This is a genomic window from Lysinibacillus sp. GW821-FHT14F06 (genome assembly GCF_058803665.1).
Map to the genome: position 1 here is coordinate 1 of NZ_JBXAPF010000056.1, position 13,559 is coordinate 13,559.

Consider the following 13,559-nt stretch of genomic DNA (forward strand, 5'->3'; position numbering starts at 1 on the left):
GCACTCAGTCGGAACGGAGATCAACCCCTCGTTTTGAAAAAGGGCTATACTTTTTAAATTGTCACCTTGATTTCATTAACATAATAGTATTTCAACAACATGACTAGTGATAACACTAGTAAGCTATTTTCTATAATCTTATTTACCTCGTCCTTTAATATTATTATCCCAGTACTCCATCCACTCAGCTTCTTTTTCTGACATTAGCTGCCAATCAATATCAAAAGTTTTTAAATCTAGCTCTTGATACCATTCAGGCATCGTTGCTTTATCGATATCAGAACGTGTAGGAATTTGATAATAGTCATTAGCCAGTTGCGTGACCATACCCTTTTCAAATAAAAATTCAACGAAGAGCTTTGCATTTTCTAAGTTTTTCGCATTGTTGACAATAGCTACACCATCTACTAAAATCGGTGCACCACTTTTTGGATAAATGTAGTCAAATGGATAATCCGTCGTATATTTTTTTAATAAAATATCTTGCAGATTCCATAACGAAACACTGCCCTCCTGACGAGTAAGCTTTAAATAAAGTGCATTTGGATCTTGTGTATATTCTTTTGTGTTGGCATCTAGTTGTAGTAGCCAGTCATAGCCCTTATCGGGGGAATCGGCACCTTGACGTACAATCATGGAGGAATAAATAGTTCGCATTGTTCCAGATGCTAAAACACCACGAATTAAAATTTTATCCTGCCATTTAGGATCTAATAAATCATCCCAATCCTGTGGTCCAGATTCTTTCGTTAATACATCACTGTTAATCATAATTACTTCGGGTAGAAGCATTTCACCAAACCAACGTCCTTCTGAATCTTTATGAGCAGTATCGATGGAATCGATAAAACTAGGCTTCCATGCATGAAGTAAATCCTCATTGGCCCCAACAATAAGTGCTGATTGTGTACCGCCCCACCAGAAATCAGCCTGTGGGTTTGCCTTCTCACCACGTAGACGCTCTAAAATTTGCTGAGCCCCCATTGTCAAAAACTCTACCTCAATGTCTGGATACTTTTCATTAAATTGATCGATTACCTTCTGTACCATCTCTTCATCACGACCAGTGTAAATAACAAGCTTGCCTGATGGTGAAGTTTCTACATCAGCTTTTTCAGGATTTGACGTTTTGTCATCATTTGTAGAATTTTTGTTGTTATCACTACTACATGCAGCTAGGACAATGAGCATCAGCACAAGGAAAAAACCGAAAATACGCGATTTTTTCATAACCATCTCCTTTCTCATAGTGAGTAACTTGCATATAGCAGTATAATACGGAGGTAACACAATAATGTTAGAATTATTAAAAATTTCTAATTGCCCTCATCATAAACTAAGTAAATATTGGTTATCAATGCCATTATTACAAAATTCAAAAAAACTCCTTAAAAAAGGACAGAGCCCAATATTAAGGAGTTTTAATTATGCGTTTTTATTGTTAATTGGTTCTAAAAAAGTATCCTTTTGTCGACGTTGGGTAAGAATTGTAGGAAGCATCATCCCGAAAATGACAAGAATTATTCCAATTATTTGTATAGCGGTTAATGGTTCATGTAGAACAATCACGGAAACTGTAACTGCTACAGGAAGTTCGATGGCACTTAATATGGAGGCAAGGGCACCACCTATTTTCGGAATGGCTATTGAAAATAAGTAAATCGGCAAAATAATGCCCAAAAGCCCTAAAGCTAATCCAAACTTCCATAAGCCTTGAGCGAATAATTTTCCATTCCATATAATTTCAGGGTTCAGGAAGATGCTAATTAAAATAAGTGCAACGAAGGATACAATTAACACACGGGCAGTAGTTGTAATACCTTCCAAGGGTCGTGAATTAAATTGAATAAAACAAGCAAAGCTAAATGCAGCAGCAAAGCCAAACAGCCATCCTTTTATTGGAATGTCACTTAGATCCACATTTAATACACCAGCGGCTAAAATAGTTCCTGCAAATAAAATAATAAGAGAAATCACTTCAGGACGACTTGGTAACCGTTTATGTAGTGCACAATCCAGCAGTAGACCAATCCAGGTAAATTGAAAAAGCATCACTACCGCTAAAGAAGCAGGTAGATATCTTAATGATTCTCCATAGACAATACCTGTAGTGCCAGTAAGTAGTCCTGCACAAACCAAAATAACTAGACCACTTTTTGATGGCTTGGGTAATTGTCTTTGTGTTATTAAAAAAATAGTGAGGATTAGTATGAAGCCAATAATATATTGACTCGATACAGCCTCCGCTGATGTAAAGCCATGTTGCATAGCTACTTTGACAATTGTCGACAGTACTCCATAGCTACTAGAGGCAATAACAATCAGTAGATGATATAGTAAATTTGTTTTCATATTTTTGCGATTCACTTCCTAAATTTGCTTCACCATATGATGAAAAGGTTCATCAATAATTGACCATGGTTCTGTAATGACGAAGCCTAAACGTTCATACAAACGACGTGCACTCTCTTTTTGAGTTTCAACGTTTAACGATAGTTTTTTAAAGCCTCGCTGCTTTGTTAGTTCCTCTGCATATTGCAGCAGCAATGTACCAATCCCTTTACCACGAGCCTCAGCTGTAACACATACTGTATCAATATAGTATTCGTCCTTGTGAGCCTCCTGATCAATAATAATAGAAGGTGCATTTTTAGCCTTTAGCCACTTTACAAGGTTAGCATCCATCTCAATAGCCTGCTCGCCATTATAATAAACAAGAATTCCTAATACGTGTTCATTCTCAACGGCTACATAAGTATTTAAATAAGAATGTCGATTATCTTCACGTTTGAAAAGGTTTGATAATTCTCGTTTAACAGCATCCTCTGTCTGTTCACCAGTTAAACGATTGGCGATATCACCAATAGCATCCATTATTAATGGAACAACGGCATGGGCATCCTGTGGTTGCGCTTGTCGAATTGTTATACTCATTGTCAAAATCCCTACCTTTCTATAGGCAAGTATAACAAAGATAGAAGATGACTCAAGTTTTAAGTCAAGGATGCTCACTTTTCTATTTTTCGAAAAATTTTAAACATAAGCCCGCCACTATGGAGGATTAAGGAAAGGTATCCTCATGAAGTTTCACTTTATGCGACAACTATTTTCATGTTAATCTATAATGAATAGACTTTTGGGAGGACAACAATGACAAAGGATGAGAAGGATTTTATATTAGTCTATGGAGATGCTTTTATTGACTATATTGCTGATGATGTAACAAATACATCTTTTACTAAATATATGGGTGGGGCGACTGTAAATGTGGCAGCGGGTATTAGCCGTATTGGTGCGCCATCTGCATTAGTTACCATTACTGGGGATGACGAGGGCTCACAATTTGTGAGAGATGGGCTTGCACAAGAAGGGGTGACTCTGGATTATGCAGTTTTTAACCCTGCAAAACGTGTTAGCGGTGTCTATGTGCATTTAACTGAAGCATGTGAGCGAATTTTTAAAGATTATGTCGATGAGACGCCAGATTTACAAGTAGAAGCGTCCCAATTGAATGAAGCCGCTTTTAAACATGCCTCTGCGTTAACTGTTTGTTCAGGTACAATGTTCCATCCTACAGCACTTGAAACAACACGTGCTGCAGTAGAAATGGCTAAAGAAAAAGGGGCCATTATTGCGATGGATGCGAATATAAGACCTCTACGCTGGAGCAGTGAGGAAATCTGCCGTGAAACAGTCACATCTTTTTTTGAACAGGTAGATATTTTAAAGGTCACAGATGATGAACTTTTCTTCCTTACAGAGACAACAAATTTGGCAGAGGGAATTGACCATTTAAACAGTTATCTAGTGCCAATTATTTTAGTTACTGTTGGTGAAAACGGCACATATGCGGTATTAAACGGTGAGACGATTCATGTACCAACAGAGAAGGTAGTACCAGTGGATACTACAGGTGCTGGGGATGCCTTTATGGCTGGTGTATTACGTGATGTTCACTACAATGGCTTACCTACAACAGAAGAGGAGCTTATTCGTTGTGTAAGCTTTGGTAATAAATTAGGTGCTTTAGCGGCAACAAAAGCGGGGGCTTTAACAGCTCTTCCTTATTATGATGATATTAAGCATTTGCTGAAATAATCATGTGGAGCGTGTATAAATGGAGAAGAATTATGATGTGTTAGTGAAGGATCGATTATTTTTCGGTGGGGCAAAGGATGCAGGAGTGGCTTTTGAGCATGAGTCCATTGATGTCGTAATAGATGTACGAGTAAATGGTCTTACCTCAGAAGAACAGAATGAGTCTTCTTATCTGTACAAGCATTTACCAATAGCTGATGAGGATTTAGAAGTAGCACCTTCTATAAAACAAGTAGCCAATGAAATCGTTTCTGCCTATGAGAGTGGACAGAAGGTATACTTTCATTGTGGAAGTGGCGGTGGACGAGCAGGTGTTGCAGCCGCAGCTGTATTAATGGAGCTTGGATTAGCTGGCTCTTTAGAGGAGGCTGAAGCTGCTGTAAAGGAAGCCCGTCCACAAGTAACAATTCGTCCAAAAATGGCGGATGCCTTGCAGAAACTATATAAATAATATTCAGGGGAGTACCATAAAGTATTTGGTACTTCTTTTTTTGTGCCAAGGAAAATCGAGCAAAAAGTCCATTATAGAAATTGTCTGTTTCATAGCTTTTTCCTCTTATTCTTTTCATTCTCTTCAACGCTACTTTACATTATAAATTTATTAAAAATGAGCAGGCTTTTAAAGCTTTCTTGTAACTCTGATAAATGAGTTTTTTCTAAACGTTTATTCATATTTTTAAATCTATCATTTTGTATAAGAATAAAAAATTATTGTTTATCAATAAAAAATGATTGAATTTCAAAAAGTGTGATGTTAATATTAGTAAAAAAAGGAGATGCTTTGGCTAATGAGTGTATTTCATATTTTAAAAATGCTTAATATTTTTATTTTATTAGGAGTCATTACTAGCTTTTTCACTATTTTAAGTCTTACGGTTTTATATTTTACGGAAATTTCAAATTACGGATTGGATTTTAAAATTAAAATCGGAGGTAGTGAGTTAATCGGTAATCAATTAGATCTTTCTTTCGGAATTTGGCTAACTTTAATAATTTATATTTTATTAGGACTTTGTTTATTATTTTTTGCACGTATTTTTATAAAAAATTTACTGAATAAGCAAATTTTTATTGAGAAAAACTTTAAAACAATTAGATATACTTCTTATACACTTGCAGCAATGTCAATTTTCAATAATCTTCCACAAAATTTTATATTAAATGAAATTATAGATAATCACAAAGTGTTATCGGAATATATAAATAGTAGTTTCTCAATAAACTATGGACTGTTAATTGCAGCCGTAACAGTATTTGTTTTTAGCTTTATTTTTAAAGAAGGAATAAGGATAGCTGAAGAAAACAAATTTACTGTATAGGAAAAGGAATGTGGTTGATAAGAATTAATCTAGATGTCGAGATAGCAAGGAAACAATTAGCAAAAGAGATTAATATCACAAACAGTAATCTTTCAATATTAAAGACTAGTAAAGCAAAAGCTATTAGATTTTCAACTTTAGAAACAATTTGTAAAACGTTAAACTGTCAGCCTGGCGATATTCTAGAAGATATAGAAGATAAATGTACAAATAATTAAAAGGAGAGTGAGATTGTGGAATCAATTATTACAGTATCAAATGTATCCAAATCATATCAATTACAACAAGTAGTGAAAAATCTTTCACTTACTATACCAGAAGGTTCTTTATATGGATTTTTAGGCCCAAACGGTGCTGGAAAAACAACAACTATGAGAATTCTAATAGGATTAATTGAAGCTGATAAGGGTGAGATATTCTTTAAAGGAAAGAGTATTAAAGAGTGGAATAAATCCCTATTTAAACATGTTGGTTGTTTTATTGATACGCCGAGTTATTATCCGAATTTAACCGCGTATGAAAACCTAGCTTATATTCAAAAAATAACTAACAAACCATTGTCAGAAGTAAATAGAGTTTTAAAAATTACAGGAATCTTTCATGTTAAAGATAAAAAAGTAAAGAATTTCTCAATGGGAATGAAGCAAAGGTTAGGATTGGCTTTTGCAATGTTAAATGATCCAGATATATTGATTTTGGATGAACCTACAAATGGATTAGATCCTGAGGGAATTCACGAAATTAGAAATTTTCTAATCAATCTATGTAAAAATGAAGGAAAGACCATTTTTGTATCTAGTCATAATTTAGCTGAAATTGAAATGATGGCAGATTATATCGCTTTAATCAATCAAGGCGAGCTAATATATGATGGTAAGTTAGATGATATTTTAATTTCAAAAGAATATATAGTTAAAGTTAAACAAAGAGAAGAAGTAATTCAAATGCTTACTAGTAGTGGTTTAGAAATTACAAGGTTGAGAGATGGTAAAATTTCTTTTAAAGCAGATCAAAACAAAATAGCCTTTATTAATAAACAGATGACTGAAAAGAATGTAGATGTATATGAATTAACACCTAGAAAACGGACATTAGAAGAAATGTTTTTAGATTTGACTAAGAAAGATAATCCTAGAGAAAGTAGTCGGGTTGTATGAGTAATTATTTTTTTCTTGTAAAAGATGAATGCCAAAAAATAGGTTCGTTTAAACTCATTTTGCTAATAATTATATCTGCATTAGTCACATTTGGATTAAGCTTAGCCTTTATCTTATATAAAAAAGAGTATTTGATAAGTGAAGATCTAATGGAGATTCAACCTATTATTTCTATCACCACTTATTTTGCAACATTTATATTAGCAATTTTTTCATCCATAACTTGGTATTATATAATATCTTTTGAAAATAAGAATGGAACATGGTCTATTCTATTAACTAAACCTATTTCAAAAAATCAACTTTTACTGACTAAACATGTTTTGAATCTAGTATTGTACATAGGGTTTAACATTTTGTATGCTCTGGCATCTTTTACCTTATTGATAATTATGAATATAGAATTAGATGTTAGTGAATTTTTGAAACTTCAATTTATTTTTTCTCTAACTGCCATCACAATACCTTATAGTCAGTTATTGTTTCATCTAATGTTTAAAAATGGTTTGTTAGCTGTTTCCTTAACGATACTAATATTATTCTTATTTTTAATCAAGGATAGTATACCTGATATTATCGCTAGATTTATTCCTTTATTAAGCGTTGATAATGTATGGATGGATATAGCTAATACGGGAGTTATTACTTTATATTGTATGGGATCTGTTCTATATGGATTAATTATTTTCTTAATCTCCATAAAAAACAATTACTATACTTATGAATGAGTACAAGGGGGAGAGAGATGAGTTTTATAGAGGAGTTTAAAAAGACAAAAGGAGTAGGGGTCTATGTATTGCTAGCTGTTCTACTGTTGCTACCGATATGTATTCAAGGGGTACTAGGTTTAGGACCAGTAGTTACTGATTATAAATATTATGTTACAACATTTGGATTGTTTTGTAGATTATTTTTGAGTGTTACTATCGGTTTACTTATATCACTATCGTTTTATATCGAATATAGACGCAAAGGATATCTAAACGTTATTTTAAATGGGCATTCATTTTCTAATCTTTTAACTAACAAATTGTTATTCTTCTATTCTTTTATGTTAATATATTTATTTATTGCACTTTTTATCAGCATAGGATTTCAAATATTCGATGGTTCTAACATTAGCCTATATTATAAGGAACTGCTAATAAGTTTTAGCTTACTATTAGTAACATGTATATTGTTAATAAATATACATATGTTCTTATGCCTGATTTTTAACCAGCAACCCATGATTTCTTTAATTATATCTGTATTATGCTCATTTATTAATGTATTCATTGTTCCTACGTCGTTTTGGATTGTGTTCCCATGGTCATATCCGACTAGAATTTTATATTTTACATCGTTAGATTTCCTAGATTTCGTAACAATTCTTTTAATAACAATATGTTCAAGTTGGCTAATTCTTTATTACAATTCTATATATAAGAAAAAGCAGATTATATAAACTGCAAGTTATAAAAAAATCTAACTATGTTTTAGAAACCTGATAATTCCTTTTTGTTTTGTATAGAGAAAGCTCCCCTGAATCCCCCGAAAAGCTATTGTTTATGGTGGAAAGACTGTATGACATATGGATAAAATCATTAGAAATAAATTAATAAATCGGAGAATTAACTAATATCTGTGTACATATAGGTTAAAGAGTGAGCTTTATGGTTTGTTATGAATTCGATTATGTGATTTTTACTCATAAATTACCTTGACCTAAATTCAAGTAAGAGTTGATGTCGTTTAGTTAGCTCGTTTTTTAAGTAGCTATCAAAACGGCTTTACAAAATGAAAGAGATTTTGCCCTTATCATAAAGGACTCTAATATATTTATTTCACCATAAAAATAGATGATACTTTAATATTCTTAGTACAGTTCATCTTCCGGGCACCTAGCTTTTTGGGGAAAGGGAGGTTCTACTTTTGTTATTTCTTATACTAGTTCGACTGGGAGTAACAGGCGTTTCTGGTTTTCTAAATTTCACTATATCCAAAATGCATATCTTGTGTTTTTATCACACAAGCCTTTTCCTTTTTTGATTAATCTTCCTCTTTCATTTATCTTACTTTCCAGACTCCTCAAATTGAGCAAGCTTTTCACTATGACATCAATACTACTTGGTGAATATTTTATTGTGTTGACTGTTATTCGTAATCTCATGATATACCAAGCTTTTTTTACATTCTAAGTGATTTACAATCGGCACTTTTCTTTGGCATGCTCAATTGTTGATATATCAGAAGACATCTGAACGTAGTAGTGCTGGCAACACTTTAGTAACTTGAATATCTGCATTAAAGTTATCTTCATGAATTGCAGGAAATGGTTTTCATTACCCTTGGAATACCCTTCACTTTGTTCTATACATATTAGAACAAAATTGTTATAGTAATGGTATAACAATAAATCGAGGTGATCAGTATGATAGAGCAGTTAGGGAATATTCCATGGGCCATCATAGCACCACTAATCGTCGTACAATTAATTTTAATGATTGTAGCTCTATTTGACTTACGAAAAATCCACGCAACGAATGGTCCTAAAATTTTATGGGTATTTATTATTGTGTTTATTAATCTACTTGGACCCATTGCGTACTTTATTGTTGGGAGAAAACAAACATGACAACATTGCTTGAAGTAACAGGTTTGACAAAGCAATATGCAGAGAAGGTTGTAGTGGATAGTATTGATTTCACACTAGAAGAAAATACATCAACAGCTTTGATTGGTCCGAATGGTGCAGGGAAAACAACAACATTATCGATGTTAACAGGTCTTTTAAATCCAACATCTGGTAGTATAAAGATGCAGAATGGTGAAGTTAGAGCCAACATTGGTTTTTTACCACAATATCCACAATTTCATCCTTGGTTAAGTGCAATAGAGTTTACAGAAATGGCTGCAAAATTAAATGGTGTCTCTGCTAAAAACGCTAAAAAAAATGCACAAAAAACGCTTGAATTTGTAGGGTTGGGTAATGACTTAAATAAGAAAATTGCTACATTTTCAGGTGGTATGAAGCAACGTCTTGGCATTTCTCAGGCAATTGTGCATAAACCTAAATTGCTGCTATTAGATGAGCCTGTTTCTGCTTTAGATCCAGTAGGACGAAGGGAAGTTTTTGATTTATTAAAGGGCTTACAGCAAGAAACAACTATTTTATATTCCACACATATTTTAAATGATGCAGAGGAAATGACAGATCAATTATTATTTTTACGTGATGGCAAGTTAGTAGAGCAAGGAACATTGAGAGAGGTACGCCAACGCTTTGATGAGCTCCATTATGTGGTGGAATTTAGCTCCAAGGAGGAGGCAAAACATTTTACTGATCAATATGAGCTGAAAGGCAAAATCAATGGATGTTTTGTATATATAGAAATTATCGATGAGAAGCCAAGTATGCAGCAGTTACTGCAATATTTAAGTAATGCCCCTTATAAAATCAGAAAAGTGGAAAGACAAACGGCATCACTTGAAGAAATTTTTATGAAGGTGGCGAAAAGAATATGAGAGGATTTAACGTACTGCTGCAAAAGGAATTTAGAGAAGCTTGGCGAAGCAGGAAGTTTTTATGGATACCTCTTGTATTCGCATTACTAGGTATGAGTGATCCACTGACAAACTATTATATGATGGATATTTTAAATGCTGTTGGGAATGTACCAGAAGGATTTGAAATGTTACTTCCAGAGTTAATGCCTGCCGATTTACTACAGGCTTCTATTGGACAGTTTCAAACAATAGGATTACTAGTGATAATGGCTACTTTTGTTGGAGCAATTAGTAAGGAACGCGCAAATGGAATGGCGACGCTCTTATATGTACGTCCAATTTCATTTGCTGCATATTTTCTAAGCAAGCTTACGGTTTTAAGTGTTATAGGTTTGGTTAGTATTATAGCAGGATTTACTGGTAGTGTTTATTACACAGTAATTTTATATGGATCATTTGATGTAGCAACACTTCTAGCAAGCTTTTGTACTTATTATGTTTGGCTGGTATTTGTACTAGCAGTCACACTTCTAATGAGTGCAGCATTTAAAACAACTATTGCTACAGCATTTACGTTCATTGTTATTTTTGTTGGACAGATTATAGATGCATTGGTGGGCTCATTTTGGACCATATCACCGTGGAAAATTCCGGGATATGGTGTACAGCTTATCCGTGGTACGATGGAAATGTCGGATTATTGGTGGAGTATGATTCTTACGGTTATACTGCTTTTATCTTGTATTGTTTTAGGAATGTGGGCTATGAAGAAGAATACTGCAATGACAAAGATTTAAAGCAATAAAAAAGAGTGAGAGGGGCTAGCAAATAAAGTGCTAGTCCTTTTCTGTTGTATAGTATATAGTTTTTAATGGATTTCTAAAAAACGTATTGATTCAGAGTCTGAAAGAAAGGGAGGTGTGAGATGGCATCCATTATCTATTATATAGTACAGCTGGGGAACAGCTACTATCATGGGTCAACCGATAAACCTATGTTTACTACAGATGAAGAGCAGGCATTTGCTTTTATGAATAGTGAAGCTGCTGAGCAAGTAGCTGCTAAAGTTAGTGGAACTGTTTTGACAAGAGAAGTTAGCCTTGAAGAACTAGAGGAACTCTCAAAAGATCATTGGACAGAATATAATGCACTGCCAAAAGATGAACGTGACATAATTGAATCCTTTTGCAGCAACCTTTGGCTAGGCATAGATGAATAAATCTCAAAGAATCCAGCTTATTTTATCCCCTCAAATAATGTAAATTCACAATTTGTTCAATGAAAGCGTTTTGAATTTGAACAGTTTGTGAAAAACCTCACATAATGCTTTTCTTTTGAAAAAATCGGAGTAGAATAGGAATCAAGTTAGACGTTGTTATAAAACAGTTAGATAAAAACATTACCAATAGCTTAATTGTTATAATACAAAAATAAATTGATGGGGGATTTTACTATGTGGGTTATTACAGTATTTGAGCAAAAAGATGTTCGTATTTTTGAATATACAAATAAAAAGGAAGCTACACAAGCGCTTCAGCACTTTAAGAAAAACGCAGTATTGTCTTATACAAAATAATCTTAACCCTTAGCGATGCTTAAAACATTGCTAAGGGTTTTGTTCTTTTATAGAAACAACAACAGGAACTATTAATTTATTGTTAATCTATTTTCTTTCATCGCTTCACATGTACCTTTTCTTGGAATCTTAGTCATTTAGGCATATAATGTAGCTATAACTCGAAATTTGTCAAATAACTCGGAAAATATGAAAACTAACATGTGAAGGAAGGTTAGTAAATTGACAATACAAAATTCCGATCGTTTTCTTACAGCATTTAATCGGATAGATCATAGGTTAAGAGATATTGTCGGTGCCAAAGATTTCATGCCCTTTTACCGACTGATTGATCAAGCCAAGAAGAAGGATGTACTGGTTCGGAAATACGAAGATGATTTGAGGTCTTATGCAGACTTGAGAAATGCCATTGTACATCATCGAACATCGATGGAATTTGTGATAGCAGAGCCTCATCTTGATGTAGTTGAAAGAATTGAGCACATTGATTCAACGATCGCTAAACCTACATTGGTTGGACAAATGTTTCGCAAAAAAGTGCTTGCTTTTCAGGAAAGAGATTCCTTAAAGCATGTGTTGAAGGTCATTCGCCAGCGTAAATACACGCAGTTTCCTGTATACCATAAAGATCAATTTAAAGGGTTAGTAACGACAGTTGGTATTACTAATTGGCTAGCTACGATGATGGGAGGCAATCAAATTCCAAAACAGATTCCAACCCTACATGATATTTTAATGCATGAGAAAAATCGAGTGAATTACAAATTTGTGAGTAGATACATAACGATTTATGAGGCTGAAGATATTTTTAAGCAAGGTGTTGAGCGCGGTCGACGATTTGAGGCATTATTAATCACTGAGCATGGGAAGCCACAGCAAAAGCTTATTGGCATTGTTACCCCACTAGACATTGTGAAAATTGATTGAGCAAGACGATACAAGCTATTAAGGGCTTGATCGTCTTGCTTTATCCTTTAGACTGATATATAACGAACCATTTGCTTGAACTTGAGCAAAATATACATCTTCAACTGATTGGACATTCTGCTTTTTTAACTTTTTCATTAGCCAGTCTTCTGTTAATTCAAGTTCAACTAGGTTTTCATAAATAAGCTGTCCATCTGAAACCACCTCTGTTGGAATATAGCTTGGTGGTGTAACATCAGCCTTCACATCTTGCTTAGTTGCTGGTTGTTCGGCAGGCTTTGGTAGCACACTTAATTTACCAGTAGTTTCAAGCAACGCATATTGAACATCTTGCACGGAGAAAACAGCTTGTTCTCGAAGCATCATTGTTAGCTCATCCATATGCAATCGATTTTGCTTTAAGGCAGATTCTAAAATAAGACCGTTTTGAATAACAATGGTTGGTTTGTCGTCGATTAATACTCGAGCCTTTTTAGATTTAATGGTAATAATGGTCATTAAATAAGTTAATACACTCCACCAAATTAATGCGATGAGCCCATCTATAAAGGGCGTCTCTGCCTGTGCTGCTATTTCAGAGGCAATCGAACCAAATGTAATACCTGTTGTATAGTGGAAGAATGTGAGCTGTCCAAGCTGCTTCTTCCCCAGTATTCGAGCTAAAATAAGTAATGCAAAAAAGGAAAGTGAAGCTCTGAGAATCATTTCCCAAAAATTGACGTGGAAAAATTCGTCCATATTCATACATCCATCAACTCCTTACACTGCTGTCGAAGATTAGCTTGTGCAAAAAGGCCAAGAGTATGCGATAATCATTTATCTTCATTCAGTATAAGACTCCCACCTCTACATGTGGTAACATGAATGATGTTTTCCACTGAAATAGCCAGTCAAAGAACGCCACGTCCTGTGGCAATTAATCTGTGCGAAAGCGAAGCGACAGCAACACGGTTTTAATCTGTGCGAAAGCGAAGCGACAGCAACACGGTTTTA

At 34.2% G+C, this 13,559-nt stretch carries 16 protein-coding genes; 12 read left to right on the plus strand and 4 right to left on the minus strand.

Features of this window, described 5'->3' with window-relative positions; genetic code table 11:
• Window positions 1-138: 138 nt before the first annotated feature.
• From AC1RNS_RS25760 to AC1RNS_RS25770, 3 genes are all read right to left on the minus strand, one after another.
• The gene (locus AC1RNS_RS25760) at window positions 139-1,230 is read right to left on the minus strand and encodes an extracellular solute-binding protein (protein ID WP_492996678.1); all 1,092 of its coding nucleotides are present in this window, start codon (window positions 1,228-1,230) and stop codon (window positions 139-141) included.
• Window positions 1,231-1,425: 195 nt separating this feature from the next.
• Complete coding sequence (locus tag AC1RNS_RS25765; RefSeq protein WP_492996679.1) at window positions 1,426-2,352, minus strand: DMT family transporter; 927 nt, start codon at window positions 2,350-2,352, stop codon at window positions 1,426-1,428.
• Window positions 2,353-2,370: 18 nt separating this feature from the next.
• Complete coding sequence (locus AC1RNS_RS25770; protein ID WP_492996680.1) at window positions 2,371-2,934, minus strand: GNAT family N-acetyltransferase; 564 nt, start codon at window positions 2,932-2,934, stop codon at window positions 2,371-2,373.
• 216 nt (window positions 2,935-3,150) lie between these two features.
• On the opposite strand from AC1RNS_RS25770, the gene AC1RNS_RS25775 reads away from it, so the two are divergent.
• From AC1RNS_RS25775 to AC1RNS_RS25830, 12 genes are all read left to right on the plus strand, one after another.
• Window positions 3,151-4,098 carry a carbohydrate kinase family protein gene (locus AC1RNS_RS25775; RefSeq protein WP_492996681.1) on the plus strand — a complete coding sequence of 316 codons (948 nt, stop codon included), beginning with the start codon at window positions 3,151-3,153 and terminating at the stop codon, window positions 4,096-4,098.
• A gap of 19 nt (window positions 4,099-4,117) precedes the next feature.
• Window positions 4,118-4,549, plus strand: coding sequence for a dual specificity protein phosphatase family protein (locus AC1RNS_RS25780; protein ID WP_492996682.1), 432 nt, complete (start codon window positions 4,118-4,120; stop codon window positions 4,547-4,549).
• A gap of 337 nt (window positions 4,550-4,886) precedes the next feature.
• Window positions 4,887-5,417 carry a DUF2975 domain-containing protein gene (locus AC1RNS_RS25785; RefSeq protein ID WP_492996683.1) on the plus strand — a complete coding sequence of 177 codons (531 nt, stop codon included), beginning with the start codon at window positions 4,887-4,889 and terminating at the stop codon, window positions 5,415-5,417.
• Window positions 5,418-5,425: 8 nt separating this feature from the next.
• Entirely contained in the window at window positions 5,426-5,635 is a 210-nt protein-coding gene (locus AC1RNS_RS25790; protein WP_492996684.1) for a helix-turn-helix domain-containing protein, read from the plus strand.
• Between the two features lie 15 nt (window positions 5,636-5,650).
• On the plus strand, window positions 5,651-6,574 hold the full coding sequence (locus AC1RNS_RS25795; RefSeq protein WP_492996685.1) for an ABC transporter ATP-binding protein: 924 nt from the start codon (window positions 5,651-5,653) through the stop codon (window positions 6,572-6,574).
• Window positions 6,571-7,302: an ABC transporter permease gene (locus AC1RNS_RS25800; protein ID WP_492996686.1), complete on the plus strand. Its 732-nt coding sequence runs from the start codon at window positions 6,571-6,573 to the stop codon at window positions 7,300-7,302. Before AC1RNS_RS25795 ends, AC1RNS_RS25800 begins: the two co-directional genes overlap by 4 nt.
• 1,685 nt (window positions 7,303-8,987) lie before the next feature.
• A complete protein-coding gene (locus AC1RNS_RS25805) occupies window positions 8,988-9,191 on the plus strand; it encodes a PLDc N-terminal domain-containing protein (protein ID WP_492996687.1) in 204 nt (67 codons plus the stop codon).
• The gene (locus AC1RNS_RS25810; protein WP_492996688.1) at window positions 9,188-10,081 is read left to right on the plus strand and encodes an ABC transporter ATP-binding protein; all 894 of its coding nucleotides are present in this window, start codon (window positions 9,188-9,190) and stop codon (window positions 10,079-10,081) included. The genes AC1RNS_RS25805 and AC1RNS_RS25810 overlap by 4 nt, the downstream gene beginning before the upstream one ends.
• Window positions 10,078-10,860, plus strand: coding sequence for an ABC transporter permease (locus tag AC1RNS_RS25815; RefSeq protein ID WP_492996689.1), 783 nt, complete (start codon window positions 10,078-10,080; stop codon window positions 10,858-10,860). Before AC1RNS_RS25810 ends, AC1RNS_RS25815 begins: the two co-directional genes overlap by 4 nt.
• A gap of 128 nt (window positions 10,861-10,988) precedes the next feature.
• Window positions 10,989-11,282 (plus strand): hypothetical protein, encoded by a 294-nt coding sequence (locus AC1RNS_RS25820; RefSeq protein WP_492996690.1) that lies wholly within the window; start codon window positions 10,989-10,991, stop codon window positions 11,280-11,282.
• Between the two features lie 234 nt (window positions 11,283-11,516).
• On the plus strand, window positions 11,517-11,639 hold the full coding sequence (locus AC1RNS_RS25825) for a hypothetical protein (protein WP_283870306.1): 123 nt from the start codon (window positions 11,517-11,519) through the stop codon (window positions 11,637-11,639).
• Between the two features lie 222 nt (window positions 11,640-11,861).
• Window positions 11,862-12,566, plus strand: a complete 705-nt coding sequence (locus AC1RNS_RS25830; RefSeq protein ID WP_492996691.1) for a CBS domain-containing protein — start codon at window positions 11,862-11,864, stop codon at window positions 12,564-12,566.
• A gap of 18 nt (window positions 12,567-12,584) precedes the next feature.
• On the opposite strand, the gene AC1RNS_RS25835 is transcribed toward AC1RNS_RS25830, so the two are convergent.
• Window positions 12,585-13,304, minus strand: a complete 720-nt coding sequence (locus tag AC1RNS_RS25835) for a YetF domain-containing protein (protein ID WP_492996692.1) — start codon at window positions 13,302-13,304, stop codon at window positions 12,585-12,587.
• Between the last annotated feature and the right edge of the window lie 255 nt (window positions 13,305-13,559).

Bases quoted from the DNA above. Each gene is read 5' to 3' on its own strand.
- AC1RNS_RS25760 (WP_492996678.1), bottom strand. From the start codon at position 1,230: ATGAAAAAATCGCGTATTTTCGGTTTTTTCCTTGTGCTGATGCTCATT.
- AC1RNS_RS25765 (WP_492996679.1), bottom strand. From the start codon at position 2,352: ATGAAAACAAATTTACTATATCATCTACTGATTGTTATTGCCTCTAGT.
- AC1RNS_RS25770 (WP_492996680.1), bottom strand. From the start codon at position 2,934: ATGAGTATAACAATTCGACAAGCGCAACCACAGGATGCCCATGCCGTT.
- AC1RNS_RS25775 (WP_492996681.1), top strand. From the start codon at position 3,151: ATGACAAAGGATGAGAAGGATTTTATATTAGTCTATGGAGATGCTTTT.
- AC1RNS_RS25780 (WP_492996682.1), top strand. From the start codon at position 4,118: ATGGAGAAGAATTATGATGTGTTAGTGAAGGATCGATTATTTTTCGGT.
- AC1RNS_RS25785 (WP_492996683.1), top strand. From the start codon at position 4,887: ATGAGTGTATTTCATATTTTAAAAATGCTTAATATTTTTATTTTATTA.
- AC1RNS_RS25790 (WP_492996684.1), top strand. From the start codon at position 5,426: ATGTGGTTGATAAGAATTAATCTAGATGTCGAGATAGCAAGGAAACAA.
- AC1RNS_RS25800 (WP_492996686.1), top strand. From the start codon at position 6,571: ATGAGTAATTATTTTTTTCTTGTAAAAGATGAATGCCAAAAAATAGGT.
- AC1RNS_RS25805 (WP_492996687.1), top strand. From the start codon at position 8,988: ATGATAGAGCAGTTAGGGAATATTCCATGGGCCATCATAGCACCACTA.
- AC1RNS_RS25810 (WP_492996688.1), top strand. From the start codon at position 9,188: ATGACAACATTGCTTGAAGTAACAGGTTTGACAAAGCAATATGCAGAG.
- AC1RNS_RS25815 (WP_492996689.1), top strand. From the start codon at position 10,078: ATGAGAGGATTTAACGTACTGCTGCAAAAGGAATTTAGAGAAGCTTGG.
- AC1RNS_RS25820 (WP_492996690.1), top strand. From the start codon at position 10,989: ATGGCATCCATTATCTATTATATAGTACAGCTGGGGAACAGCTACTAT.
- AC1RNS_RS25825 (WP_283870306.1), top strand. From the start codon at position 11,517: ATGTGGGTTATTACAGTATTTGAGCAAAAAGATGTTCGTATTTTTGAA.
- AC1RNS_RS25835 (WP_492996692.1), bottom strand. From the start codon at position 13,304: ATGGACGAATTTTTCCACGTCAATTTTTGGGAAATGATTCTCAGAGCT.